This window comes from Acinetobacter sp. AB03, from assembly GCF_058107045.1.
Map to the genome: position 1 here is coordinate 14723 of NZ_JBUEBA010000002.1, position 25701 is coordinate 40423.

The following is a 25701-nucleotide window of genomic DNA, read 5'->3' on the forward strand; positions in this document are numbered from 1 at the left end:
ATCTTTTTTACGTTCTTACATGATTGTTATACAAAGCCTAGCGGTAAAAATAGCAACTTGTGGTAGCATTGAAAACAGTCAATTTATCAACAATTACAATAGGCTTTCATGTCATGAAACTATCTTCAATTCCTGTGGTTAAACTTCCATTGGTTGATGTCAGCACGGATCCGCTGGATTTAATGGTTACTGGTTTGGCACTTCGTATGAAACAGCTGGCGCGTACCAGTCCAAAATTTATTGAATTAGTTCATGAACGTCAGTTCCGTATTCAAATTGGTACGGATCTGGGTATGGCGCGCCAAATTATTGTGAACAATGGTCAGATTGATACCGTTTCAGGTGATGCTGAAAAAGCCGATTTTATTTTACAGTTTGCGGACAGTGAGCAGGGTGTGAAAACTTTAATCAAAGGTGACCCAACTGCATTTATGACGGGCATGCAAAACGGCAGCATTAAAATGGAAGGTGATTTTGGTCTCTTGGTTTGGTTTAACCAAGTTGCAAAATTGGTTCCACCAAAGCTACCAAAGCCTGTGAAAGCAAAAATTAAAGCTGCTCGCGCATTTTTGAAAGAAAAAACCGGTAAGTAAAAAGATTTTTTAAACGTCTCGATTTCTGCTCCTTTATAAAAGGGAGATTGAGCGCGATGAAATCGAAAAAGCCCTCCATCGAGGTAATGCTGATCAGTTAAGACAAAATAGCTGAAATGCGGTAAAAATGAGCGTATCCAGATACGCTCATTTTTTTATGACTTTTTCTCAGAATTTAAGTTCAGCATTTCAGCAGACAGCTCCTTCACTTTCTAATTTTAGCGAATTAATTGATTTAAACTGGATTGAAGACTGTTTAAAACGGACCGGGAAAGCATCGGTCAGAAAAAGAAAACTCCCCGCAGAGCATGCTGTATGGCTAGTTATTGGACTTGCATTGTTCCGCGACCAGCCCATCTGGTATGTTGTTCAGCAGCTGCAGCTGGTTTTTGGCACGGCTGAAAGCTGCGCCCCAAGCGCATCAGTGCAGGCCAGACAGCGCTTGGGTCTGGAGCCTTTAAATGTCCTGTTCAATACACTGAGTCAGACATGGTTTGAAGATTCTCAGCCGCAATATTCCGCCTTTCATGGCCTAAGCATCTGCGCTGTAGATGGAGCCGTCTGGTCCATGCCCCACACAGATGAGAACTTCAGGCACTTCGGTTCTTCCAAAGGCAAAACGATAGCAGCACCTTGGCCGCAAGCCAGAGCGGTTTGCCTGATCAACACCAATACTCATGAAGTGATTGATGCCGGGATTGGAAGTATGGATCAAGGCGAGCTGACTTTAGCGAAGAAATTGAAAGTGCCTGCAAATAGCCTGACTTTATTTGACCGGGCCTACTTCTCTGCTGATTTCTTATCAGGGTGGCAGTCTCGGGAAAACTGCCATTGGCTTATGCGGGCTAAAGACAATCTGCGCTATGAAATTATCAGGAAAAACTCAGCGCATGACTTTCAAATCAGAATGCCTGTTTCTCCAAGAGCGAAGAAACTGAATCCGGATTTAGGTGACTATTGGGAAGCCCGCCTGATTGAAACTGAACAGTCTGGAAGGGTTAGACGATACGTTACATCATTATTAGATTCAAAGGCTTATCCTCTGGAAGAGGTCAGTACGCTGTATGCTCAGCGCTGGGAAATCGAGATGTGCTACCGTGAAATCAAGAGCGACCTGCAAGATGGGATGCATTTAAGAAGCAAGCAGCCTGAATTGGTGTATCAGGAATTATGGGGTGTATTGATTGCTTATAATATTCTTAGAAGGCAAATGAAATTTATGGCTCAACGGGCGAAAGTCAGCCCTTTGCGTATCAGTTTCCATATTGCTTCAATCAGCATTATCAATATATTAAGGCATACTCCGCTGGAATCGGCAGGGAATTTGCCCAAGCATTTAGAGCGTTTGCTGGAACAGTCTAAAATGTTTGTTTTGCCTGAAAGAAGATCAAGGCAATGCCCTAGAGTCGTCAAAATAAAGCCTCAAAAGTACCCAAGAAAATGCCAGTCAATTTCTTAACTGACTGGCATTACTCATGATGAGGGCTTTTTTATGCGTGATGTTTTTATTCGACTTCTAAATTGAAAGTTACGGGCCCATCATTGACCAAATGTACTTTCATGTCGGCAGCAAAAATACCGGTTTGCACATGCTCAAACTGGTTCTTGGCATACTCAACCAGTTGTTCGTATAAGGCCTCGGCATCATTTGGCGGCATGGCTGGTCCAAAGTCAGGACGTAAACCTTTTTGGGTGTGCGCCATTAAGGTGAACTGAGAAACCAGAAGAATACCCCCACCAGCTTGACTGACATTCCAGCCCATTTTGCCTTGTTCATCGTCAAAAAAACGATACTTTAAAATTTTATCGATCAGTTTTTTGCCTTTGTCTAAAGTGTCTTCTTTCCCAAGGCCTAAGAAAACCAAGATACCGTGTTGAATTTCGCCTGTGGTTTCACCATCGACTACCACCTTGGCTTCGAGAACGCGTTGTAATAAGGCCCGCATGACTGATTCTATCTACCATTTGATTGTGCAGACTGAAATTGTAGCAAACCTAGTGCAGCACAGGAGAGATATCAATTGAAAAAACAAGGCCGTTGAGTTTATATCCATAGCAAGGTTTAAGTAAAAGAACATAGGCCAAGAGCGATGACAGCAAAGACAGCAACACTTGGATTCTGAATCAAGAGAAACAAGGATCTATCGAGTAATTGGTCGAATAGCAAGAGCGAATTACCAAAACATGGCTATGCAGTTTAAAAAAATGTGCTTTAATGCAATAAGTTGCTAAAAACCGAAAATGATATGTCTGCCATCATCCAATCCTTATTAGATACTGATCTGTACAAATTTACGATGCTACAGGTGGTCCTGCATAAGTTTCCCCAAGCGCATAGTGTGTACCAGTTCCGTTGTCGCAATTTGGATGACACGGTTTATCCTTTGGTCGACATTCTCGATGATTTAAACCACCAATTAGATTTGCTGTGCCAATTACGTTTTCAAGACGATGAACTGCAATACCTGCGTGGTTTGCGCTTTATCAAAAGTGATTTTGTCGATTATTTAGAGTTGTTTCAGCTCAAACGCCGCTTTATTGTGGCCAGTATCGATCACCAAGGCCGTTTAGACATTCGAATTGAAGGGCCGATGGTTCAAGCCATGATGTTTGAAATCTTTGTGCTTGCCATCGTCAATGAGCTGTATTTCCGCCGTATTCGAAGCGAAGAGGTGATGGATGAGGGCGAACGTCGCTTACAGGCCAAAGTGGCTTTATTAAAACACTATGAAACATCGCAAACGCCAAATGATCCCCCATTTTTAGTTTCTGATTTTGGTACGCGGCGACGTTATAGTTTGGCGTGGCAAAAACATGTGATTGAGGTGTTTAATCAAGCTGCACCACATATTTTCCGTGGTACCAGTAATGTCTTAATTGCAAAGCAATTGGGTCTTACCCCGATTGGGACCATGGCGCATGAATTTCTACAAGCATTCCAAGCGCTGGATGTACGTTTACGTAATTTCCAAAAATCAGCACTGGAAACCTGGGTACAAGAGTACCGTGGTGATTTAGGTATTGCCTTGACGGATGTGGTGGGGATGGATGCATTCCTGCGTGATTTTGACTTGTACTTTGCCAAATTGTTCGATGGCTTGCGCCATGACAGTGGTGACCCGTATGAATGGGGCGATAAGGCCTATGCCCACTATAAAAAGTTGAAAATTGACAGTAAAACCAAAATGCTGACCTTTAGTGATGGACTGAATTTAGAGAAAGCATGGGACCTGCACAATTATTTCAAAGACCGTTTCCAAGTCAGCTTTGGTATTGGTACCAATTTGACCAATGATATGGGGCAAACCCCTTTAAATATTGTGCTTAAACTGGTCGAGTGTAATGGCCAGTCGGTTGCGAAAATCTCGGACAGTCCGGGTAAAACCATGACGGATAACGATACCTTTTTGGCGTATTTACGTCAGGTTTTTGAGATTGCTGAAGCAGAAACCAAATAGTACATAACATATGCAATGCCAGAATCTATTCTGGCATGGTGCATTAAAAAACTGGCGAATAGTGATATCTCTAATTCTGCTAAAAGAATGCAAAAAATCAGAATAATTGTAAAAATGAGTTGTGCTAAGATCAAAGCATGATCTGAAAATATACGAAATAATATGACACATTCTGCCTTTGATTTTGGTTTGTTGATAGACGCAGAGCAGTTGGTTCCGCATTTAGGGAATGACAAATTACGCATCGTCGATTTAAGCCGTGCTTCAGTCTATGACCAATTGCATATTCCACATGCTTTGCATTTAAAGCCGAAATTTTTGGTGCGCCAAGATGAACAAGCCACCGGTCTACTTCCTGATGTAGACGGTTTACAAGAGCTGATTCGTTATTTGAATATTTCACCCGAGCATCATGTGGTGGTTTACGATGATGAAGGTGGCGCTTGGGCGGGGCGTTTGATTTGGAATTTACACTGCTTAGGTTTTGAAAATACCAGTCTGCTGAATGGTGGAATTCATGCATGGCTTGCAGCAGGACTTCCAACCACTTCTGACGTGGAACAGTTTGAACCTGTCAATACTTTGGTGCAGGTCGATCAAGCCAAAATACAGCAGTATCGAATTGAATATGCTGAGTTATTAGAGAAAGTTCAAAGCAGCCAAGTCCAACTCTGGGACTGCCGCACAGAAGATGAATATACCGGCCTACGTCTTGCAGCGCGACGCGGTGGTCACATTCCAAATGCACTACATTTTGAATGGAGTACTGCCCTTAACCGTGAAAATCATTTAAGATTGCACCCTTTAGAACGCACGCAGCAACGCTTAGAACAATTGGGTTTTAACTTAAATGAACCTGTGGTGGTGTACTGTCAGTCACATCACCGTTCAGGACTGGCTTATATTTTAGGTCGTTTATTGGGTTGGAATATTCAGGCGTATGACGGTGCGTGGAGTGAATGGGGCAACCGCCTCGACAGTCCTATCATTACCGGAGAGATGCCGTCTTGAGCCTCACATCACGCTTAAAAAAACAAATTTTCATTCAAGCTCAACGTGTTGTACCCCAACATCAGTTATCACGTGTCGTGGGCAGAGTCGCAGCCAGCGAAAATCCGATTGTGAAAAATGCGGTCATCACCGCGTTTAAAGCGCAGTACGGCATTGATATGTCGATTGCTGAGCAGAGCAATGCACTGAAGTTTAAGTCCTTTAATGAATTCTTTACCCGTGCATTAAAAGAGGGTGTACGTGATATTGATACCGATGTGACCAGTATTGTATCGCCTGCGGATGGTGCGATTTCACAGTTGGGTCCCATTGTGGAAGGTGATATTTTCCAAGCCAAAGGACAAAAATTCACCGTTGATAATTTAATTGCAGATCCGCAGTTGGCTGAACCATTTAAAAATGGTCAGTTTGCAACGGTGTATTTATCGCCTAAAGATTATCACCGTGTGCATATGCCATTTGCAGGTACATTGACGGAAACCTTATATGTGCCGGGTGAATTGTTCTCGGTCAATCAAACCACTGCTGAAAACATTCCAGGCCTATTTGCCCGCAATGAACGTATGGTCTGTTTATTTGATACAGAAATCGGCCGTATGGCCGTGGTCCTCGTTGGTGCCATGATTGTGGCGGGGATTGAAACTGTTGCGACAGGAAAAGTGAAGCCTACTGGCCGTTTAGAGCTAAATCAGCATGACTTGTTCTTGGACAAAGGCGCTGAACTGGGTCGCTTTTACTTAGGCTCAACTGCTGTGGTACTGTTTGAAAAAGACAAAATGACGTGGGATGCAGTCTTTAAAGCCAACTCGACTGTGGTGATGGGTGAAGCGATGGGACATACAGTTTAATCGTTTCAGCTCTCGGTCACCGTCCTTGTTAAACGGACGGTGAGAGACAAAAAAAGCACCGATATCGGTGCTTTTTTCATGCTTTTGAAGAAAGAGGCTTATTCAGGATTATAGGTGCGTTCTTTGGGGAAAATCACTTTAAAAATAGAGCCTTGATTTTCTTTGGATTCAATTTCTAAATGAGCTTGGTGTTGCATTAACACATGTTTCACAATTGCGAGTCCTAAGCCTGTGCCACCCGTTTGTCGACTGCGCGCGCTGTCAACACGGTAGAAGCGTTCGGTTAAACGGGGCAGATGCTTAGGATCAATGCCTATACCAGTATCTTCCACAGTAAAATAAGCCTGTTCACCATTGTCATGCCAACCCATGGTCACCGTTCCACCTTTCGGCGTGTATTTGATGGCATTGGTAATCAGATTACTAAAAGCGCTGGCTAACTCCATATCTGAACCGATTAAGTCGCAGTGACTGTCGATATCGAGATTGAGCGTATGCCCATAATCAATATTATAGGCATGCGCATCGTCATAAAGTTGGTTCATTAAGCTAGGCATATCAATGATTTGATTTTTAGCAATTTGCTTGTCATTTTCTAGGCGTGACAGTAATAGCAAATCATTCACCAAGGCATTCATGCGTTTGGCCTGTGCCTGCATTTGGTCAAAGGCCCGCTTCCAACGTGGGTTGAGGTCTTCTTGGTCTGTAAAGGTTTCAATATAACCACTGAGTACTGTGAGCGGTGTGCGTAGTTCATGTGAAATGTTATCGACAAAGTCTTTACGCATTTGTTCGAGATTGTGCATGCGGGTCACGTCATAGGCGACTAGTAAGCGACTTTCACCCCCAAATCGGGTCATTTTGACTTGAACATAATGTTCATCAAAACTGGATGACTTCATTTTTAAGCCATCTGGTGCCGCATCAATATTATTGTAATAATCCACAAAACTCGGTTGGCGTAATAAAGTCAAAATATTACGGCCACGGTCATTTTGTTCGATGCCTAATAACCGTTCTGCGGCAGGGTTCCACCATTCAATTTGTTGCATGTCATCAATCAGCACCACGGCTTCTTGCAAAGCGACCAATGATGACTGTGCCCGATCAATCAACCCGACCATTTCCGCTTGTACAATCCGTTCTTGGCGCTGTGCACGATAAACATTGAACAATAATGCCCCCCAAATGCCCCCAAGGTTGGGTGGAACTTCGTAGGGACGATTGGAAATCCAGTCATTGACCAAATACAAAGAGCGCATTTGCAGAATAAAAAAAACGGCAAAGGCAAAGGAAATACACGTCCAAAAATAACCGACGCCAAAGCCAATTAAGCTTGCAATCAGCAAGAAAAAGGCAAGGAGACGTAAGTCCTGTTTGGCAAAGCCCCATAAACTGCTGTATCGCGTTTTTTTATGCCCGCGCGCAAGTTCAGGGACCGGGTAGGGTTCATACATAAAACAAAATTAACCTAGGGCGATATCCGCACGTGTAGAGAATCGATAGCCTGTACCGCGAACTGTTTGCACAAAGCGATCTGCCGCATAAGGCTCAAGCACTTTACGTAAACGGCGAATATGCACGTCGATGGTACGGTCTTCAATATACACGTTTCCACCCCAGACTTGGTCAAGAAGTTGTGCACGGGTGTAGGCACGCTCAGGATGAGTCATGAAGAAGGCCAGTAAACGATACTCGGTTGGTCCCATGTCGAGGAAATTATTGCCAAAGCTGACCCGTTGGCTGACAGGGTCTAAGATTAAGCCATTGGCATCAATCGATTTTTCACCGCTGAGCGCATTAGCGCGGCGTAAAACGGCTTTAATGCGTGAAACCAATTCACGGGTCGAAAACGGTTTGGTCATGTAGTCATCTGCACCAGCGTCCAGACCTTGTACTTTATGGTCTTCTTCACCACGTGCCGTGAGCATAATCACTGGAATTTCAGAGAGATTTTCATCGCGCTTGAGACGGCGACATAAGTCTACGCCACTGACGCCACCAGGCATCATCCAGTCGAGCAAGATCAAAGCAGGGCGCTGATCCACAATCATTTGGTGGGCTTGTTTTGCATCTTCGGCTTGTAAGCATTGAAAGCCTGCCATATCCAACGAGGTGTGAATCATTTCTCGAATGGGAAGTTCATCATCGACGATTAAAATGTAGTCATCTTTCACAACGCAATATCCTATTGTAGGTAACGGCAGGCCGTTTTAATTTTATGACAGGCTTATTACAAAGATTAATTATGACAGTATCATTGCAAAAAACAGACGATTGATGAAATTTGCAAAAAAATGTGACAAAAAATCGTCATATTGGAATTTAAAATTAATGGAAGTTTAATCTAAATTTCATTCGAAAATGCCGATCTCATCCAAGTGAAAAGTCTTAGACATCCAATTTTTCCCGTGTATTCGGGTCTGAAAAGGTTTCTAGGAGTGAAATAAACACAATACGGCTGGAGGTTAAAACTTCTTCAAAGGATTGTTTAAACCCACTGACCACCCAACGGATCGCAATTTGCGTAACATAGCCATTGAGGCCTGTGGCGACCAGCGAAATTTCTCGTTCGGAACGATTAATTTGCGGCATCATCAGCATCACAAAGGCCTGAATCATTCGGTCAAAACGGGTCATGGTTTCATGAATGGTGGCTTGGTTATGTAATTCTTGGACCAACATTGCATCGATATAAATAATACGCGCCATGCGGGGATTATCTTTTAAGGTGGTGAGCAGGGCACGCAGTCCAGCATCAATCATTTTGTGTGGATCTGAAGAGGCTTGCATAATGGCTTGCATGACATTGTGCTGTAACTCATCAATCAGCTTTAAAAAAATGGTTTGAAACAGTTGCTCACTTTTTTTAAACGATTCATAAAAATAACGTTCAGTAAGTTTGGCTTCATTACAAATATCTTTCACCGTCACGGCAAAAAAGCCGTGAGTGCCGTAGGCTTCAATTCCTGCTTCAATGAGTTTTTCACGACGCAGCTGTTTACGTTCAGAAAGCGATAAGCCTTTGAATTGTCTTTCTTTAATTTTATTGTTGTCGCTGTTTTTTTGTACTGGTTCAGATGCCGTCATCAGATTTCATCGCCCTATTTTAAAGCCAAGGTTTTGTATAGTTTAGCAATAAACCATGACTCTACCTATGCGTAGGCTTTAATCACTATCTGGTTTTCATGGAATTGACACTTTTGGCTATTAAATTTATGACAATTGATATTGTCAATTATAAAAAAAGTATCTACAGTCGATGTACAAAGATAAAGGACAACCACAATCTCATGAAGAATTTTAAAAATAAAGTTGCAGCCATTACAGGCGCTGGGTCGGGTATTGGCCAACAATTGGCACTTTTATTGGCCAAGGCGGGCTGTCATGTGTCATTGAGTGATGTCAATGAGCAAGGTTTAGCGAAAACAGTTGAACTGCTACAAGGCAGCAATGTACGCGTCACCACGAAAAAATTAGACGTCTCAGACCGTTTAGCGATGCAAGCGTGGGCTGAAGAAACTGTACAAAATCATGGTTCTGTAAATATGATTTTTAATAATGCTGGCGTTGCTTTGGGTTCAACCGTAGAAGGTGCATCCTATGAAGAGCTGGAATGGATCGTGGGGATTAATTTCTGGGGTGTGGTCTATGGCACCAAAGAGTTTTTGCCTTATATTAAGAAAACAGGCGATGGGCATATCATCAATATTTCCAGCTTATTTGGCCTAACCGCTCAACCGACTCAGTCTGCTTACAATGCCACTAAGTTTGCGGTGCGTGGCTTTACCGAGTCATTACGCCAAGAGTTAGATATGGAAAACTCTGGCGTGAGCGCGTTGTGCGTGCATCCGGGTGGGATTCGAACCAATATTGCCAATGCTGCCAAAGTGAATGACAGCTTGCGTAGCATCGGGATGAACCCTGAGAAATCTGCGCAGACCTTTAATAAATTATTACGCTGTCCACCCGAAGAAGCGGCACGTCAAATTTTAGAGGCGGTACAAAAAGACAAGCGTCGTTTATTGATTGGTAATGATGCGAAAACGCTAGATTTGATTCAGCGTATCTTACCGACGGGCTACCAAAAAGTGACGGCTTTTGCGACCAAATTAAGCCAAAGAAAGTCTTAATGTTGTGATGTAAAAAAACCCGCTTTGGCGGGTTTTTTTATACTTTATTTTAAAGAGTGTCATGATCAAAAAACTGTTTTATTAAATATCCGTTTAACTTTAAATGAGCGTTTCAATGGTCTTTTTCTTCCAAACAAATTGATAATAAAGCCCCTGCATAATGCATAAGCTGACAAAGGCTAGCGCATAAGCATACCAAATCCCTTGCAGTCCCCACCATTCACTAAATAAGTAGGCACAGGGCACTTCAATCGCAATAATCGCAATGATATTGATGATCATGGGCATGGTGACTGTACCGCTGGCCCGCATAATGGAGGCAAAAATGGCACTGGCACCAAAGAATAAAATGGACCACAGCACAATGAACAACAGCTGTTGCCCTAGCTCAACTACCGCATGGTCCGTGATAAAAAGTGCCATGAGGTATTTGGAGAAAAGATAAGCCAAGACCACCAAGGAACCTGTAATGATGATGTTCATGCCGAGCGCGGTACGTGTGACTTTGGCCAATAACTCGGATTTGCCTGCGCCAATGGCTTGCGCACCAAAAATCGATGCAGCAATGGCAATCGATAGAGCAGGGAATTGAATATAATTCAGGACCTGATTGACCGCACCATAAGCTGCGGTCGCATCGGCCCCGTGGCGGTTGACTAGGCCCACAATAACAAGACCCGCGACGGAGGTGGTGATCATTTGAATGCCTGTTGGAACCCCTAAGCGCAGAATGATTTTACTCAGCTGGCGGTCAAAGCGAATATGACGTAGCAGTTGTGCATCAAGCCTGAGTGGGTGCTGTTTATAGTTCAAATAGAAATATAAAAAGGTCAGCACAGAAACAAAGCCTAAAATGGTCGCAATGGCAGGCGCAACAATCCCCAGTTTTGGAAAGCCAAAATAACCCGCAATCAGAACGGGTGTGACACAAAGCCCAATCAAGATGGTCATGCCAGAAGCAATTAGAGGTGTCGTGCTGTCTCCGACACCGCGTAAAATTGAGGTATAAATAATATATACAAACAGTAAAGGGCTACCTGCCAACATCCATTGCACATAAGGTAACGAGAGATGCATGACGTCTTCATCGATACCCAAAGCCGATAAAATTGGTCGCGCAAAAACTACCCCTAAAAATGCAATAAAGCTGCCACCAATGAGAGTCATAAAAATAGTGGAGCCGACCACCGCACGGACTTTTTCAATATTCTGTGCGCCCCATGCTTGACCAACCAAGACGGTCGATCCCGCGGATAGTCCAATTACGAAGGCCATTAAGCAAAACAGGATGGGGAAGAACACTGCAACCGCTGCAATCGCCTGCACACCCATCATCTGTCCGACAAAGATGGTATTAATCGTACCCGACAGATTTTGCAGAATATTGGTGGCAATCAAAGGCATCAGGAAAATAAAAAAGGCTTTCCATAGCTTTTGTTGTTGCACCAATGGGGTGTGTGCTGACATAAGTCATCCTGAGGTTATTTTTATTACATTTCTAAGGCTTACCCTAGCATAGTTCGGTGCTGAAAAGCCGATGTATTTCAGTAAGCGAAGCCTGTTCTTGTGCAAAAGTAAAGCTGAAAAAGGTTTAAACGCTTTGCAAAATTTCAGCTGCCTGAGCCAAGGTTTGATCGGTCTTGGCAAAGCAAAAACGAATCATGCGCAAAGCCTCTGGTGCCTGCTGATAAAACACGGAAACAGGAATGCCAACAATGCCATGCTGCTCTGCCAGAAAGCGGCAAAATTCAACATCGTTTAAATCGGGACGAATGCGGCTGTAGTCGACATTTTGAAAGTAAGTGCCTTGCGAAGGCAGCCATTGAAAGCGTGAACCAGTTAAACCCTCAATAAAACGATCGCGTTTTGCTTGATAAAAGCCCGCTAAGTTTTGAATATGCTCAGGATGTTGCTGCATATAATTGGCTAAAGCCAGTTGTACTGGGGTGACTCCGCAGAAGTTGGCAAACTGATAGACCTGACGGAACAGTTGCATCAGCGCAGGTGTAGCAACGCAGTAGCCCGTTTTCCAGCCCGTCACATGAAAAGTTTTGCCAAAGGAACCCACCACCACACTGCGTTCACGCAGTTCAGGAAAAGACAGCGCCGAATAGTGACGTTGACTATCAAATACCAGATGTTCATAGACTTCATCGGACAGGACTAAAATATTGGTGTCGCGAATCAGTTCAATTAGGGTGAGCCAATCTTGCTTGCTCCAAATGGCACCACTTGGGTTATGTGGTGTGTTGATAATGATCAGTTTGGTTTTGGCCGTAATGGCTGATTTGACCTGCTCCCAATCGACCGAAAAATGCGGTGCTTGGAGCGCAATATGAATGGCCTTACCCCCGACCAAAGCCACACTTGGCGCATAGCTGTCATAACTGGGGTCAAAAACGATGACTTCATCATCCGCATGGACTACGGCTTGAATGGTAGCAAAAAGGCCAATGGTTGCGCCCGGAGTGATGGTAATTTCGGTCATCGGGTCGAGCTGAATCTGATCGCGTTGTGCAAATTGCTGCGCCAGTTGCTCGCGTAACAACCAGACCCCATCGCCCGGAGCATACTGATTAAAACCACTTTGAGTGGCCTGTGCTAAAGCATCCAGCAGTTCAGCGGGGGCTTCGAAGTCTGGAAAACCTTGGGATAGATTTAGGGCATTTAAGCGCTGTGCCATGGCAGTCATGGTGCTGAAAATAGTGACGCCTTGTGCAGGCAGTTTAGATGAAGGCAACTGAATCATGAATGCTTAAAAGTGTCTAAATATCAGCCCAAAATAGCATATTCATCCCCTTTTACTTATGCAAATTTTGCATGTAGGGCAGGGGTGAAGCATGCATTTTTGTGGATTGCTTTTATAAGAGCTGTTCAACTGCCGCGCGAATAATCCCCAGTGCTAAGCCAATAAATGCACCGACTACCACACCATTGACCCGAATCATATGCAAGTCGCCACCGACTTCATTTTCGATCTTATCAATCATCATACTGGAGTCCCATTCGTGAATACGTTCGCTGATAAAACGAATGACTTTTTCGCTGTATTGGTCACTGAGATTGACCGCAATGCCGCTGAGGCGTTGATTAAGCAAGTCTCTGACGGCTTGATTGGAGATGATGTTTTCCCCGATTTGTTGAATGGATACACGGATGTTGTGAGCAATGCCAGAGTCTGGTTTTTGTAAATCTTGCTTAATGGCATCACATAAAATGACCACTGCACCGCTAATAAAATTCAGCACTTGTGGGCTATCTAGCAGGGCGTCTTTGGTCTGGTTTAAACGCTGACTGGCCCTACTGTTGGTGTCTGCCAGTTCGAGCATAAGCGCGTGTCCTATCGCTTCAATCTTTTGACGCCACGGATGCTCAGGATCGGCCAACATCGACTCGACTCGTTGAATGAGTGAGTCAATGGTTCTTTGCTGCACATCGATGCCAATCCAACTGGCTCCTTTGGCCAGTTTCCAGACCCCGAGTTCTTTGAACAAGGTTCGGGTCAACTCACAACTTTGTTCAGGGTGTTGGGTCATCCAGTCATGTGCCAAGTCGAGTCCGCGTTGTAATACATCTTGATGGAAATCATTTTCTAGCACTGCACGCAGCATTTCACTGGCCAAATGATTGACTTGAGTGTTGCGCACCCACTGCACGCTGTTACTTTGAATAAAGCGTCCGATTTGTTCTTGGCCCACAAACTCAAAGACTTTAGGCACCGTTTGTTGAATGACTTGGGTGACTTGTAGATTGTTTTGTGGGTTGGCAAGCCATTGGCCAACGGCCAAAGACAGGTCGGTACTTTGCAGGCTTTTTTCCACCACTTGTGGAGAAAGAAAGTTTTCTTGTACAAAGCGGCCCATAGACTCTGCAATACGGTCTTTGTTACGGGGAATAATTTCGGTGTGATCGCGTAAAAACTTTGGAATTGGCATTTTCCCAAAGGGGTTGCGGAACAGCACAGTAATGGCATACCAGTCAGCCAAGCCGCCGACCACACCTGCTTCTGCAGATAACATTAAAATATGAATGACCCAGACTTTGTCTGTGGGGACAAACTTGGCAATGACCATCAGCAGCAGCCATGTCACCACTGCCGTGATTAGGGCAATGGTGGCAAAACGTTTGCTGCGTTTCAGACTTGATGGGACGGCTTGAGGTTCATTCATAGGCAGGCTCTATGCTTTATTTGCTGGTCGACGCTGGACTGCTCGGTTCAGGCGGTGGGAGCACTTCACCGGTTGGACTCAAACCGTATTTTCCACCCAGCGATTTTAAAATCAGCGTGGCATCAAAGGCATCGCTTGGTGCCGATTTTTGGTCTTTAAAGCATTGAATGCTATATGACACTTGCACAGGATCAATGTCGACTACACGTGGTACATCGTAGAACGGATCAGGCCAAAAGGCTGGATGGCGAGAATAATAACCATATGGGTAGTAAGGCATTGGGTTTGAATACACCACGGCTTGCCTTGGTGGTTGGTTTTGGTTGCTCGGGTCATTCAGTACTTTAAAAAAGCTATAACCATTTTGCACTGTGGTTTGCGCGGCTTTGACTAGGGTAATTTCTTCAGCCGTGCCATAGCTCATATTTGGGCGAGCTTGGAAGCTGATGCGATAAGTCGAGGTGTTTAATGGCGTATTACTAAACCGACCTAACTGGTCGAAGGTTAAGGGCTTTGAGGGGGTAGAGGCACAGCCTACTAAACTCAGACCCGTCGCCAGTGCACAGGCGATTAAAATTTTCTTCATGAGATAGACTCCTTAGCACACAGGGAGAAGCCAAACAGTTAAAAATGGCTGTTGGGCTGAGTCAAAAAATCCAGTTCTTCTTGGCATGAGTTGCGGCCAAGGACTTGGTTCCGATGCGGATAGCGTCCAAAACGATCGATAATCTCTTTATGACGCTGTTCAAAATCGAGGTTAATCGGATTGCCTAAGTCTTCGAACAATTTTAAAGCATATTGATGAATAAGTTTCGATTCACTATGCATGAAGGGCATATATAAAAAACTACGTTGTATGGGTGGCAGCGCTGCATCCAGTTGTAGCGTGATGGCTTCTTGCGCCAAAGCTAAGGCCAAAGCGTCCTGAGCAAAGGCCAAAGGACTGTTCCGATACAGGTTTCTCGACAGTTGGTCGAGCACAATAATTTCAGCCAAACGCCCTTCAGCACTACTGCGCCAAGACCATAGCTCAGCATGCGCCGCTTGTTGATGAATTGTCTTAAATTTTTCTTCGATGAGTTTATCGAACGCATCATTTTGGCTAAACCACCAGTTTTGGTTTTTGGTATCGAACCAAAAATCTAAAATTTCTTGATAATTCATAAAGTTTACAATTCTTTAGCATTTATTCTTCAATACAATCACACTTTTGACCTGTCTAATAGCGTAACTTTGTGATAAATATTTTCCGAAAAATAGAACAGGTGGTTTACTTGAAAATAGGACTGGGTGTAATGTGCCGAATTAAAATCACGTTATACTGATATAAACTGATGATTTTATTTTATTCGTCGTTGTAATTGTTTCTTCCAAAAAGTGAGATTGTAATGGGTCAACCCGCATCTAAATCTAAAGCTGTGTTACCGAATTGGGTCAATTCATCACTTTTGCAAGGGATGTTACGCGGGATTGAGCGTGAAAGTTTGCGCATGCAAAGTGATGGCTTTTTATCACAAGCCGACCACCCCCAAGCTTTGGGTTCTGCGCTGACTCATCCGCATATCACGACGGATTATTCGGAAGCTTTATTAGAATTTATTACGCCGCCCCAGCCTAGCATTAGCGAGGCGTTGCATTATTTAAAAGACATTCATAGCGTGGCGCATCGTCATTTGGAACATGGTGAAAAGCTCTGGCCGCTGTCGATGCCATGTATGTTGGATGACAATGACGATAAAATTCGCTTAGCCCAATATGGCAGCTCAAATATCGGGAAGTTCAAGACCTTATACCGTCATGGTTTAGGGGTACGTTATGGTCGTCGTATGCAAACCATTTCAGGTTTACACTATAACTTGTCTTTTCCAGATCAACTGTTTGAACAATTACAACAACATGAAACAGATGAAGCACTAAAAGCCTTATCTGCACAAGACTATCGTAGTCACCGCTATTTTGGTTTGATCCGCAATTTTATTCGTCTCACACCGTTGGTGATGTTTTTGGTCGGAGCAAGCCCATCGGTCTGCCAGTGTTTTATGACAGGGCGTGAACATCATCTGTTGCCATTGCTACGCGGGACCTTGTATTTACCGTATGCGACTGCTTTGCGCATGGGACGTTTTGGTTATCAAAACTCAGCACAAAAGCAGCTCGGAATTCATTACAACAATATCGACGGTTATCTCGAAGGCCTACAAAAGGCAGTCAAAACCACTTATGCACCGTTTAGTCGCTTAGGCCTCAATGATGCGCAGGGCGAACCGATTCAAATTAATGATCATGTATTGCAAATTGAAAATGAGTACTACAGTTTGGTGCGTCCAAAGCAAGTGCCGCTAGCAGGTGAAACGCCATCACAAGCGCTGAGCAATCGTGGTGTCGGTTATGTGGAATTGCGTGCGGTGGATGTGAACCCGTATAGCCCAATTGGGATCAATGAAGATACCGCAGGTTTCTTAGAAGTATTGGCGCTGTATTGCTTACTGCTGGATAGCCCAGATTTATTACCTGCAGAGCAAGATCAAATCGAGAAAAACCAAGCGGAAGTGGTCAATCGTGGTCGTGCACCGAATGCTGCAATTGCTGTGGGTGAGCAATCGTTCCCGATTGAAGCATGGAGTCAGTCTCATTTAGAGGCGATGCAAGAACTGGTTGTGCTGTTAGATCAGTGCTATGACACCACACTGTATAGTAAAGCGATGACAGTCATGCAACAGAGAGTCGCTGAAGTTGATGATACTTTGTCGGCGCAGATGATCGAAGATACTCTGGAAGCGGGTGGGACATGGGGCTTTGGTAGCCAAATGGCCGCACAACATGCATCGAGTTATGAGCGTCATCAGTTGAGTGCAGAGACATGGGCTTATTTTGACGATTTAGCCACGCAATCACTGCAACAACAACAGCAATTAGAGCAAGACAGTCAACTGAGTTTTGAACAGTACCTTGCACAATTTAGATAAAAAATTAAGAGGATTGACCATGCAATGGAGTTATCGCTTCGTGAGTGGTGTTTTGGTTTTAGCCAGTATCATCGGGATGGCCTTTGCCTTGTATTTAGAGCACGGCCCGCTACAGTTAAACCCATGTCCACTCTGTGTGTTCCAACGTGTGGGACTGATTGGACTGGGGATTATTTCGCTGATTGCCTTTTTGCATAACCCTGCATCGAATGGTTTTAAACGCTTTTATGCATTTTTGGGCAGCCTCTCGATCGTATGGTCGGCTGGTGTGGCAGCACGTCACGTTTGGTTACAGAGCTTACCGCCTGATCAAGTGCCGAGCTGTGGCCCAGGCTTGGATTATTGGTTAGACACGTTGCCGCTGCGTGCTGTGTTTGAGCAAGTCTTAACAGGTTCAGGTGAATGTGCACTGGTAGATTGGACTTTCTTAGGTCAGTCTTTACCTGTCTGGTCTTTGGTGTTTTTTGTGGCACTGGCGTTGATTAGCCTGTGGCAACTGTTGCGTAAATATCCAAGCCACGCGAAGAAAAAATAATAAAGATAAAAAAAGCCAACGTCATGTTGGCTTTTTTATTGGATGTATCAGTAGTTTAGGTGAGTGCAATGCCCTCCAAATCATCCAACCCGATCATGTATTCATGCACTTGACCATATTCCGTTTCGGTTGGATTTGGATAGAACCAATTGACGATTTGTTCGGAAACACTGGCATCGGTGTGTAACTCAAAATGGTTTAAGCCATAGAAAATAGCTTTATGTGAATCGGGGACTTTCAGTTGAAAGCGCGGATTCATATGCTCGCCTAAGGCACTTTTCACACTGACCAAATAATCCCCAATCACATTGAGTGCACGATATTTGCGATGTTCAAGCTCAATGGTACCTGCCACCAAGAAGGTATTGATATGAGAGGGCAAAGGGGCTGGCTTACGATTGTCATCAACATGACCAATACGCGCTTCATTATGTTCCCAGTCATCATCCCGCACACTGCCATGCCGTAAGTCTAAAATACCGTTGCTGCGAATGTTGACGATATGCCCAATAATTTTGACAAAAGGGAAACGTCCCAATTTGTCCTGCAAATGAAAGCCGAAACGTTCTAAAGCCGCACCATGATGCGGAGAACCAATACAGACCATGTTTTCCACCACATGAATCCAGCTTTGCATATTTTGTTTGCCGTAGAACAGCGCACTGCGCGAAACCAGTCCGCCCATACTGTGCCCAATCAGATCAATCGAGCTAATCCGTGGGTTGCGGTTGAGTAAATCTTGTAGTGAGTTGGCAAAGCTACGCCCATTGGCTGAAATACGACGACCCGTGTTGTAGTTGAGATATAGCATGGTATTTTGTGCACGTTGCGCCAGCAGTTTTTCCCCTATACCGCCATAACGCGCCGTGCTCCAGTACAAATGGTTCATGCATAGACCGTGGACCATAATCACCACGCGACCAGACAACTCGCCTTGCTGGATGGCACCATAATGATCATAAAACACCATCGGTAGCGCCACAGGGTTGTGATATTTCAGTAAATAGTCGCCCAAAACACCATTGATTGCACCGACTAAATAATGCATGGTTGGGGTTAAGGGTTTGCGATGCAAATTTGGAAATTTTTCAATGATATGACGCAAACTTGGCGCCAATAAATAGCTACCGTAGTTTTGTAGGGTATTGAAGGAAAACTGGTAAATTTTTTCAATTGACCGTGTCGACAGAAACTTTTTGGAACTGGTTTCATTCATTCCAAATAAACTGATTAAAATTTCACGCTGAATGGCCTGAATTAAATCGTGGACGACATCGCCTAAGCGGGTTGTCACCAACTGAGCAATCCCTTCAAGCAGGTCGGCTTGGCTGGGAGGAGTACGGTCCCATTTACAATAGGTCTCGTGCAGAGGCGTTAAACTTGGCATTTTTTCTACCCTTGTGTTTCTGTGTCCAAAGGGACTTTATTTTTTTCAACGATCACGGTATAAATTCTTAGCACTCTAGCTTATCTAATTCATCTCGAACAACTTTTACAATAGCGATGAATACACAGATGACCTTATTTTTTTGTCTGACAATTTTTATATCCATACAAAATAATACAGTCGGCTGAAGCCATCTCTTTTGAGTTCAATAAAAATGATGTAGAAGAGTAAATGTACAGCATGAATATTATTTATTTACATGGCTTTCAAAGCAGTTCTTTATCGATTAAAGGTCAATTGCTGAAACGCTATTGCGAATCTCATCCACAGTGGCACGTGCATTTGCCAGACTTGAACATGCCGCCACATTTGGCCTTAGAAAAATTGGCCGCCTTGATTCAGGAGTTGGATCAGGTAGTACTGGTGGGCAGTAGTTTAGGTGGATTTTATGCGACACAACTGGTCGCGAAGTTGGCAGTACCGGCTGTGCTGATCAATCCGGCTATGCAACCATGGCATTTGTTCCGAGATCTATTTGGTGCGACGCAACTGCCCTATAGAGTCAATGAACATTGGACGCTCGATGATGCGCAATTGGACTATTTAGAACAGATTGAACTGCCATTTGTGCAAGATGCAGACAAAATTTTAGTGTTATTGCAACAAGGCGATGAAGTTTTGGATTATCGTGAAGCACAGCGCTATTATAATGGCGCAGCGCTCGTGATCTCGGAAACGCAAGGCAATCATGCGATGGAAGATTTCGCAGACAAAATACCGATGGCATTACAGTTTTTATCGGACTGCTTAAAATAAGGAAACAGTACAACGTGTCTCAATATACGGCTCAATCGCTTGAAGTATTATCTGGTTTAGATCCGGTACGTCGTCGTCCCGGCATGTATACCGATACCACACGCCCAAACCATTTGGCGCAAGAGGTTATTGATAATGCAGTCGATGAGGCACTGGCTGGTCATGCCAACAAAATTACCGTCACCGTTTATAAAGATGGTTCGCTTTCAGTAGAAGACAATGGTCGCGGCATGCCTGTCGATATTCACCCCGAATATGGTCAAAGCGGGATCGAGATCATCCTGACCAAGCTGCATGCAGGTGGTAAATTCAGTACCGACAACTACCAGTTTTCAGGTGGTTTGCATGGCGTAGGCATTTCCGTGGTGAATGCTTTATCTAGCCGAGTCGAAGTAGAAGTTCAGCGTCAAGGCAACCTTTACCAAATGGCCTTTGAGCAGGGTGAACCGACTGCACCCTTGACGGTGCTAGAAGGTAAAGCACCGAAGCGTGCGACAGGGACCACCGTTCACTTTTGGCCTGAAGCCAAATATTTTGATTCACCGAAATTTGCCCTGAAAGCGCTGAAGCACAACTTAAAAGCCAAAGCTGTTTTGGCTGCCGGTTTGCAAATCAATTATGTCGACCAAATCAATGACGAAAAAATCGTTTGGCAGTTTGAAAATGGCCTCGTCGATTATTTGATGGATGAAATTGAGGATCGTGAGATTCTGCCTCATCCAGCCTTTGTGGCAACAGGAGATGCTGAGCGTGCCAGTGCTGAATTTGCCATTTGTTGGAATGTCGATGGCGGCGAATTGGTCCAAGAAAGTTATGTGAACTTGATTCCAACGGCGCAGGGCGGAACCCATGTGAATGGTCTACGCTCAGGTGTGACCGATGCGATGCGCGAGTTTTGTGAACTGCGTAATTTGCTGCCACGCAATATGAAGCTGTCGGCTGAAGACGTTTGGGATGGTGTGAACTATATTTTGTCGTTGAAGTTCCAAGAGCCACAGTTTTCAGGCCAAACCAAAGAGCGTTTATCCAGTCGTGAAGCATCGAGTATTGTCCAGAACATTGCCAAAGATGCTTTTGCACTGTGGTTGAACCAAAATTCCGATATTGCCATGCAGTTGGCAGAAATGGCGATCTCGAAAGCGGGTCGTCGTCTGAAAGCTGCGAAAAAAGTTGAACGTAAGAAAATTGTGGCAGGTCCGACTTTACCTGGAAAACTGTCAGACTGTGTTGGACATACCCTAGAAGAGTCCGAACTGTTCATTGTGGAAGGTGATTCTGCGGGTGGTTCAGCCAAGCAGGCGCGTGATAAAAACTTCCAAGCGATCATGCCTATTCGTGGAAAAATCTTAAATACGTGGGAAGTCTCTTCTGATGAAGTCTTGGCTTCGCAAGAAGTGCATAACATTGCCATTGCGATCGGGGTCGATCCGGGGTCGGATGATTTATCAGAATTACGTTATGGCAAGATCTGTATTTTGGCCGATGCTGACTCGGATGGTCTACACATTGCGACGCTGCTGTGTGCTTTGTTTGTGAAACATTTTCCGATCTTGGTTGAAGAGGGACATCTGTATGTGGCGATGCCACCGCTGTATCGAATTGATGATGCAAAAGATGTGCACTATGCCTTGGACGATGATGAGCTTGAAAGCATGTTAAAAAAATGCAAAACCAAGAACCCGCAAATTACTCGATTTAAAGGTTTGGGTGAAATGAACGCAAGCCAACTGCGTGAAACCACGCTGGATCCAAACACACGCCGTTTGGTGCAATTAGATTTGGATGACAGTCATTTTACTGCAGGTTTATTGGATAAATTGCTGGCAAAAAAACGTTCGAGTGACCGTAAAGAATGGTTAGAGCAGAAAGGTAACTTGGCCGAGTTGGTGGTTTAATATATTGATAAGCCTGCGTAAAGTGGGCTTATCTATTATGATGACTAAAAACTAAATTGGCTTTAAGAGAATAAAAATGGAATATCAAGAAAAACATTTAGCGGAAAATATACGAAATGATATGGGCATGAATGAAGAAGAATTACAGGAAATGCGTGAAGCTGATGTGGATGATGAAACACTACATGCCTTAAGCTTAGCAGGGCGTGTCGAATGGAAAAAAAGAATTTTGTATTATGCCAATTTATTAAATTCTGAGATGAAAAAAATTTTAGACAATGAGTTAGCACTAGGTAATCGAATCAGTGATGCACATTGTGATTATCCTGAACAAGGCTCAATACACGTTACCCTTGCTGAAAAGTTTAAAGGAAATTATAAAGAACAAAATGTTAAATATACGAAAGGTAATGATCCACATTATTGGTTTGAAGATTACACATCACTAAATCAACCTAGGCATATGATTCTGCATTAAATGCATAAATTGTGTTATTTGAACACTTTTAATCTAAAAATAAAAAGCCCGTACATTGCGAGCTTTTTGCTGCGCAGATGAGCAATAAAATTGCGCTTAATCTGTGCACAATTTTTCAGTGAATCGATTGAATTAGGCGAAATGAATTGATTTGGAACACATGATGTATACAAGTTTGTATGCAGAAAAGTAGTCATCTGAGCGAAAATCTATCTAAAATACAGTGCATTTAAAAATTAATAAATAATTGATAAATATTAAAATAATTAAAAATTTGATAATGATTTTCACATCATAAAACCCTGCTTGGCATAGAAATTGAATTGGCACTTATAGCGCGAATAACAATCATGCATTGCAAAATGCACCCTAAGTTTCAAGTTTGGAGAAAATCAAGATGTTCCAACAAAAATTACTCACGAAAACATTCCTTGCAACTGCAATGATGGGGACTATTGCTTTGACAGGTTGTTCAAAACCTGCGGAGAAAGCGGAAACAGCAACGTCTGAGCCAACAGCGGCAGTGAGCAGTGGTGACACGATCAAAGTCGGAATTTTGCACTCGCTCTCAGGCACCATGGCAATTTCTGAAACCTCTCTCAAAGACACGGCATTGATGACCATCAATGAAATTAATGCCAACGGTGGGGTACTGGGCAAAAAGTTAGAACCTGTCGTAGTCGATCCAGCATCTGATTGGCCTTTATTTGCTGAAAAAGCACGTCAACTTATTACCCAAGATAAAGTTGCGGTGATTTTTGGTTCATGGACATCGGTATCGCGCAAGTCAGTGTTACCTGTGGTAGAAGAGTTGAATGGTTTATTGTTCTATCCAGTGCAATATGAGGGGCAGGAACAGTCGAAAAATATTTTCTATACAGGCGCCGCACCGAACCAACAGGCGATTCCTGCGGTGGAATATTTGATGAGCGAAGAGGGCGGTAAAGCAGAGCGCTTTGTTCTACTCGGTACAGACTATGTCTACCCACGCACCACCAATAAAATTCTACGTGCGTTCTTGAAGTCCAAAGGTGTGGCCGATGCGGACATCATGGAAGAGTACACTCCCTTCGGTCATAGTAACTATCAAACCATTGTCGGTAATGTGAAGAAATTTGCTGCGGGTAAGAAAACCGCGGTGATTTCAACCATCAATGGCGATTCTAACGTGCCGTTCTATCGTGAGCTGGGCAACCAAGGCATTAAAGCTTCAGATATTCCTGTCATGGCCTTCTCTGTGGGTGAAGAAGAACTCCGTGGTATTGATACCAAACCATTGGTTGGACATTTGGCTGCTTGGAACTATTTCATGTCGGTGAAAAACCCGACTAACACCGAATTTGTGAATAAAATGAAGCAGTATGCGGTGCAGTATAAGCTGCCGAATGCTGACAAAATCGTGACCAATGATCCGATGGAAGCCACCTATGTGGGCATTAATATGTGGAAACAAGCGGTTGAAAAGGCAGGCAGTACCGATGTTGATAAAGTTCGCGTTGCGATGGCAGGCCAAGAGTTCAAAGCACCTTCAGGCTATACCTTAAAAATGGATGCTGAAAATCATCATCTACAAAAACCTGTGATGATTGGTGAAATTCGTGGTGATGGTCAGTTTGACGTGGTCTATAAAACACCAAATGTGATTAAGGCGGAACCTTGGAGTCCGTACATTCCTAAATAATTTTCTTAAGCGTTGAGCCTGCTGCGATCGCTGTGGGCTTTTCAGTAAGCACATCCCGATGCGGGATGTTTTAAGCAAGCTTAAGGAAGTCATATTATGAATCTTAAATTTTTTTGTGCTGCACTGATGTGCGCAATTGCACAGCTTGTGAGCAGCAGTGTTTGGGCTGAAGAGGCGCAACTTTCTGCTCAGGCCCAAAGCGTATCAGCATCGAATGATACGATTCAACGTTTTGTCAAAGCTGAGTTTGCTGAGCGCCGTGCCATGCTTAACCAATGGCCGGGGACGATTGAAGAATTTGATCGACTGGTGGCACTGATCGACAGTGATGAGCTGTATCGGGACAGTGTAGGCACGACGTATATTTTAAAAAATAATGAAAAATTATTGCGTTATCCCGATGAGCAAGTGATTGAAACTTGGCCGGGGGATTTGTCTCAGGTAACTTTGGTCAACACCTTACGTAAAGCCTTAAACTTTGGGCAGGCACAGGCCAAATTAAAATCTGAAGAATCTGCCCAACGTTTAGCAGCCATTGATATTTTAGAAAATAATCTGTCTGAACTGAATGTTGCGCAGATTAATCAGCTCTATCTGCATGAACAAAATAATAAAGTCAAACAGCGCTTGGCGCAGCTCAAAGCACGCCTCGACTTTGAAAGTCCAGATGTTTTAGTCCAAATTCAGGCTGCTAAAGTCCTTACCGACTCCAACCGTCCCGAGGTGCTGGCACTGGTTGAGCAGGCTTTAACTCAATCAAATTTAAACCCAGAACTCAAAGCCGTGTTGGTGGATGCAAAAAGTCAGATTAAAACACGGATTCAGGCCAGTGAATGGGCTGGACATGTGTTTTCAGGTTTCAGTACAGCCAGTATTTTACTGCTAGCAGCGCTCGGTTTGGCCATCACTTATGGTCTGCTTGGTGTGATTAATATGGCGCATGGTGAGTTGATTATGATCGGGGCCTATACCACCTATGTGGTGCAAAGCTTGTTTAAGACATACTTAGGCAGTTATGTCGATTGGTATTTAATTGCAGCTATTCCTGCGGCGTTTGTGGTAAGTGCACTGATTGGCATGTTGATTGAACGGACGGTAATTCGACCACTATATGGTCGTCAGTTGGAAACGCTGTTGGCGACTTTTGGCGTCAGTCTGATTTTGATGCAATTGGTGCGGATGATTTTTGGCGCACAAAATGTTGAAGTCTCGAATATTTCTTGGTTATCGGGGGGGATAGCGCTGAGTCCAAGTTTGATGCTGCCGTATAACCGGATTGCCATTATTGTGTTTACGGTTGCGGTGCTACTGCTGTTGGTTTACCTGCTCAATAAAACCCGCTTTGGTCTGTTTGTTCGTGCCGTAACACAAAACCGTCAAATGGCACGTGCTGTCGGTATCCGCTCTAGCCGTATCGATATGTTGGCCTTTGGGCTGGGTTCTGGGCTGGCTGGTCTAGCAGGCTGTGCCTTAGCACAAGTGGGCAATGTTGGGCCTGATTTGGGTCAGAACTATATTATCGATGCTTTCTTGGTTGTTGTGGTAGGTGGTGTCGGGCAAGTTTGGGGAGCTGTGCTGGCGGCGCTTGGTTTAGGGATCAGCGGTACAGTCCTTGAAATTGGGATGGGGGCTGTTCTTGCAAAAATTATTCTACTGGTTCTTGTGATTTTGTTTATTCAAAAACGTCCACAAGGTTTGTTTGCCATCAAAGGCCGTTTTGTGGAGTAAGCG

23 protein-coding genes are annotated in these 25701 nt (G+C 44.0%); 13 read left to right on the top strand and 10 right to left on the bottom strand.

All coding sequences use genetic code 11. The features are described 5' to 3' along the window. Positions 1–113 precede the first annotated feature (113 nt). Positions 114–593: an SCP2 sterol-binding domain-containing protein gene (locus tag ACY3FQ_RS00250; protein ID WP_004691804.1), complete on the top strand. Its 480-nt coding sequence runs from the start codon at positions 114–116 to the stop codon at positions 591–593. A 157-nt stretch (positions 594–750) separates the two neighbouring features. Next, complete coding sequence (locus ACY3FQ_RS00255) at positions 751–2052, top strand: IS4 family transposase (RefSeq protein WP_039891156.1); 1302 nt, start codon at positions 751–753, stop codon at positions 2050–2052. A gap of 46 nt (positions 2053–2098) precedes the next feature. Here ACY3FQ_RS00255 and dtd read toward each other — a convergent pair whose 3' ends face one another. Beyond that, on the bottom strand, positions 2099–2539 hold the full coding sequence (gene dtd, locus ACY3FQ_RS00260; protein ID WP_005401466.1) for a D-aminoacyl-tRNA deacylase: 441 nt from the start codon (positions 2537–2539) through the stop codon (positions 2099–2101). Positions 2540–2839: 300 nt separating this feature from the next. Between dtd and pncB the strand changes: the two genes are divergently transcribed. The 3 genes from pncB to asd all read left to right on the top strand — a co-directional run bounded on the left by pncB (position 2840) and on the right by asd (position 5910). Then, positions 2840–4051: a nicotinate phosphoribosyltransferase gene (pncB, locus tag ACY3FQ_RS00265; RefSeq protein WP_489773491.1), complete on the top strand. Its 1212-nt coding sequence runs from the start codon at positions 2840–2842 to the stop codon at positions 4049–4051. Positions 4052–4213: 162 nt separating this feature from the next. After that, positions 4214–5062, top strand: coding sequence for a sulfurtransferase (locus ACY3FQ_RS00270; RefSeq protein ID WP_005401468.1), 849 nt, complete (start codon positions 4214–4216; stop codon positions 5060–5062). Continuing rightward, positions 5059–5910 (top strand): archaetidylserine decarboxylase, encoded by an 852-nt coding sequence (gene asd, locus ACY3FQ_RS00275; protein WP_005401469.1) that lies wholly within the window; start codon positions 5059–5061, stop codon positions 5908–5910. Before ACY3FQ_RS00270 ends, asd begins: the two co-directional genes overlap by 4 nt. Positions 5911–6008: 98 nt before the next feature. Here the strand turns inward: asd and phoR are convergent, their stop codons facing one another. The 3 genes from phoR to ACY3FQ_RS00290 all read right to left on the bottom strand — a co-directional run bounded on the left by phoR (position 6009) and on the right by ACY3FQ_RS00290 (position 9000). After that, positions 6009–7367 (bottom strand): phosphate regulon sensor histidine kinase PhoR, encoded by a 1359-nt coding sequence (phoR, locus tag ACY3FQ_RS00280; protein WP_005401470.1) that lies wholly within the window; start codon positions 7365–7367, stop codon positions 6009–6011. 9 nt (positions 7368–7376) lie between these two features. Further along, positions 7377–8087: a phosphate regulon transcriptional regulator PhoB gene (phoB, locus tag ACY3FQ_RS00285; protein WP_004691794.1), complete on the bottom strand. Its 711-nt coding sequence runs from the start codon at positions 8085–8087 to the stop codon at positions 7377–7379. A gap of 214 nt (positions 8088–8301) precedes the next feature. After that, the gene (locus tag ACY3FQ_RS00290; protein WP_263506987.1) at positions 8302–9000 is read right to left on the bottom strand and encodes a TetR/AcrR family transcriptional regulator; all 699 of its coding nucleotides are present in this window, start codon (positions 8998–9000) and stop codon (positions 8302–8304) included. Between the two features lie 203 nt (positions 9001–9203). Here ACY3FQ_RS00290 and ACY3FQ_RS00295 point away from each other — a divergent pair, with 203 nt between their 5' ends. Further along, positions 9204–10043 (top strand): SDR family NAD(P)-dependent oxidoreductase, encoded by an 840-nt coding sequence (locus ACY3FQ_RS00295; RefSeq protein WP_005401472.1) that lies wholly within the window; start codon positions 9204–9206, stop codon positions 10041–10043. A 99-nt stretch (positions 10044–10142) separates the two neighbouring features. Here ACY3FQ_RS00295 and ACY3FQ_RS00300 read toward each other — a convergent pair whose 3' ends face one another. From ACY3FQ_RS00300 to ACY3FQ_RS00320, 5 genes are all read right to left on the bottom strand, one after another. Next, positions 10143–11510, bottom strand: a complete 1368-nt coding sequence (locus tag ACY3FQ_RS00300) for an MATE family efflux transporter (RefSeq protein WP_005401473.1) — start codon at positions 11508–11510, stop codon at positions 10143–10145. 124 nt (positions 11511–11634) lie between these two features. Beyond that, the gene (locus ACY3FQ_RS00305) at positions 11635–12792 is read right to left on the bottom strand and encodes a methionine aminotransferase (protein ID WP_005401474.1); all 1158 of its coding nucleotides are present in this window, start codon (positions 12790–12792) and stop codon (positions 11635–11637) included. Positions 12793–12904: 112 nt separating this feature from the next. Further along, positions 12905–14212 carry a DUF445 domain-containing protein gene (locus ACY3FQ_RS00310; protein WP_489773492.1) on the bottom strand — a complete coding sequence of 436 codons (1308 nt, stop codon included), beginning with the start codon at positions 14210–14212 and terminating at the stop codon, positions 12905–12907. A 16-nt stretch (positions 14213–14228) separates the two neighbouring features. Further along, positions 14229–14798 (bottom strand): CC0125/CC1285 family lipoprotein, encoded by a 570-nt coding sequence (locus tag ACY3FQ_RS00315; protein WP_005401476.1) that lies wholly within the window; start codon positions 14796–14798, stop codon positions 14229–14231. A 38-nt stretch (positions 14799–14836) separates the two neighbouring features. After that, the gene (locus tag ACY3FQ_RS00320) at positions 14837–15376 is read right to left on the bottom strand and encodes a DUF924 family protein (protein WP_005401477.1); all 540 of its coding nucleotides are present in this window, start codon (positions 15374–15376) and stop codon (positions 14837–14839) included. Between the two features lie 224 nt (positions 15377–15600). Between ACY3FQ_RS00320 and gshA the strand changes: the two genes are divergently transcribed. Further along, positions 15601–17178, top strand: coding sequence for a glutamate--cysteine ligase (gene gshA, locus ACY3FQ_RS00325; protein ID WP_005401478.1), 1578 nt, complete (start codon positions 15601–15603; stop codon positions 17176–17178). Positions 17179–17197: 19 nt separating this feature from the next. Then, a complete protein-coding gene (locus ACY3FQ_RS00330) occupies positions 17198–17713 on the top strand; it encodes a disulfide bond formation protein B (RefSeq protein ID WP_279747107.1) in 516 nt (171 codons plus the stop codon). 55 nt (positions 17714–17768) lie between these two features. Here ACY3FQ_RS00330 and ACY3FQ_RS00335 read toward each other — a convergent pair whose 3' ends face one another. Beyond that, positions 17769–19100: a PGAP1-like alpha/beta domain-containing protein gene (locus ACY3FQ_RS00335; RefSeq protein ID WP_279747106.1), complete on the bottom strand. Its 1332-nt coding sequence runs from the start codon at positions 19098–19100 to the stop codon at positions 17769–17771. 240 nt (positions 19101–19340) lie between these two features. Here ACY3FQ_RS00335 and ACY3FQ_RS00340 point away from each other — a divergent pair, with 240 nt between their 5' ends. The 5 genes from ACY3FQ_RS00340 (at position 19341) to urtB (ending at position 25698) form a co-directional block, all read left to right on the top strand. Continuing rightward, on the top strand, positions 19341–19916 hold the full coding sequence (locus ACY3FQ_RS00340; protein WP_004978340.1) for a YqiA/YcfP family alpha/beta fold hydrolase: 576 nt from the start codon (positions 19341–19343) through the stop codon (positions 19914–19916). A gap of 14 nt (positions 19917–19930) precedes the next feature. Beyond that, positions 19931–21811 (top strand): DNA topoisomerase IV subunit B, encoded by a 1881-nt coding sequence (gene parE / locus ACY3FQ_RS00345; protein WP_058870535.1) that lies wholly within the window; start codon positions 19931–19933, stop codon positions 21809–21811. Between the two features lie 76 nt (positions 21812–21887). Further along, positions 21888–22289: a hypothetical protein gene (locus ACY3FQ_RS00350; protein WP_078388292.1), complete on the top strand. Its 402-nt coding sequence runs from the start codon at positions 21888–21890 to the stop codon at positions 22287–22289. Between the two features lie 397 nt (positions 22290–22686). Beyond that, the gene (urtA, locus tag ACY3FQ_RS00355) at positions 22687–23970 is read left to right on the top strand and encodes an urea ABC transporter substrate-binding protein (RefSeq protein WP_004691771.1); all 1284 of its coding nucleotides are present in this window, start codon (positions 22687–22689) and stop codon (positions 23968–23970) included. 96 nt (positions 23971–24066) lie between these two features. Next, entirely contained in the window at positions 24067–25698 is a 1632-nt protein-coding gene (gene urtB / locus ACY3FQ_RS00360; protein WP_183173456.1) for an urea ABC transporter permease subunit UrtB, read from the top strand. Positions 25699–25701 lie beyond the last annotated feature (3 nt).

Excerpts from the sequence above, each read along its gene's own strand:
- ACY3FQ_RS00320 (WP_005401477.1), bottom strand. The coding sequence starts at position 15,376 with ATGAATTATCAAGAAATTTTAGATTTTTGGTTCGATACCAAAAACCAA.
- urtA (WP_004691771.1), top strand. The coding sequence starts at position 22,687 with ATGTTCCAACAAAAATTACTCACGAAAACATTCCTTGCAACTGCAATG.
- ACY3FQ_RS00310 (WP_489773492.1), bottom strand. The coding sequence starts at position 14,212 with ATGAATGAACCTCAAGCCGTCCCATCAAGTCTGAAACGCAGCAAACGT.
- ACY3FQ_RS00295 (WP_005401472.1), top strand. The coding sequence starts at position 9,204 with ATGAAGAATTTTAAAAATAAAGTTGCAGCCATTACAGGCGCTGGGTCG.
- ACY3FQ_RS00255 (WP_039891156.1), top strand. The coding sequence starts at position 751 with ATGACTTTTTCTCAGAATTTAAGTTCAGCATTTCAGCAGACAGCTCCT.
- phoR (WP_005401470.1), bottom strand. The coding sequence starts at position 7,367 with ATGTATGAACCCTACCCGGTCCCTGAACTTGCGCGCGGGCATAAAAAA.
- ACY3FQ_RS00335 (WP_279747106.1), bottom strand. The coding sequence starts at position 19,100 with ATGCCAAGTTTAACGCCTCTGCACGAGACCTATTGTAAATGGGACCGT.
- ACY3FQ_RS00290 (WP_263506987.1), bottom strand. The coding sequence starts at position 9,000 with ATGACGGCATCTGAACCAGTACAAAAAAACAGCGACAACAATAAAATT.
- gshA (WP_005401478.1), top strand. The coding sequence starts at position 15,601 with ATGGGTCAACCCGCATCTAAATCTAAAGCTGTGTTACCGAATTGGGTC.
- pncB (WP_489773491.1), top strand. The coding sequence starts at position 2,840 with ATGTCTGCCATCATCCAATCCTTATTAGATACTGATCTGTACAAATTT.
- ACY3FQ_RS00340 (WP_004978340.1), top strand. The coding sequence starts at position 19,341 with ATGAATATTATTTATTTACATGGCTTTCAAAGCAGTTCTTTATCGATT.
- ACY3FQ_RS00315 (WP_005401476.1), bottom strand. The coding sequence starts at position 14,798 with ATGAAGAAAATTTTAATCGCCTGTGCACTGGCGACGGGTCTGAGTTTA.
- dtd (WP_005401466.1), bottom strand. The coding sequence starts at position 2,539 with ATGCGGGCCTTATTACAACGCGTTCTCGAAGCCAAGGTGGTAGTCGAT.
- ACY3FQ_RS00270 (WP_005401468.1), top strand. The coding sequence starts at position 4,214 with ATGACACATTCTGCCTTTGATTTTGGTTTGTTGATAGACGCAGAGCAG.
- ACY3FQ_RS00350 (WP_078388292.1), top strand. The coding sequence starts at position 21,888 with ATGGAATATCAAGAAAAACATTTAGCGGAAAATATACGAAATGATATG.
- urtB (WP_183173456.1), top strand. The coding sequence starts at position 24,067 with ATGAATCTTAAATTTTTTTGTGCTGCACTGATGTGCGCAATTGCACAG.
- ACY3FQ_RS00250 (WP_004691804.1), top strand. The coding sequence starts at position 114 with ATGAAACTATCTTCAATTCCTGTGGTTAAACTTCCATTGGTTGATGTC.
- ACY3FQ_RS00305 (WP_005401474.1), bottom strand. The coding sequence starts at position 12,792 with ATGATTCAGTTGCCTTCATCTAAACTGCCTGCACAAGGCGTCACTATT.
- ACY3FQ_RS00330 (WP_279747107.1), top strand. The coding sequence starts at position 17,198 with ATGCAATGGAGTTATCGCTTCGTGAGTGGTGTTTTGGTTTTAGCCAGT.
- ACY3FQ_RS00300 (WP_005401473.1), bottom strand. The coding sequence starts at position 11,510 with ATGTCAGCACACACCCCATTGGTGCAACAACAAAAGCTATGGAAAGCC.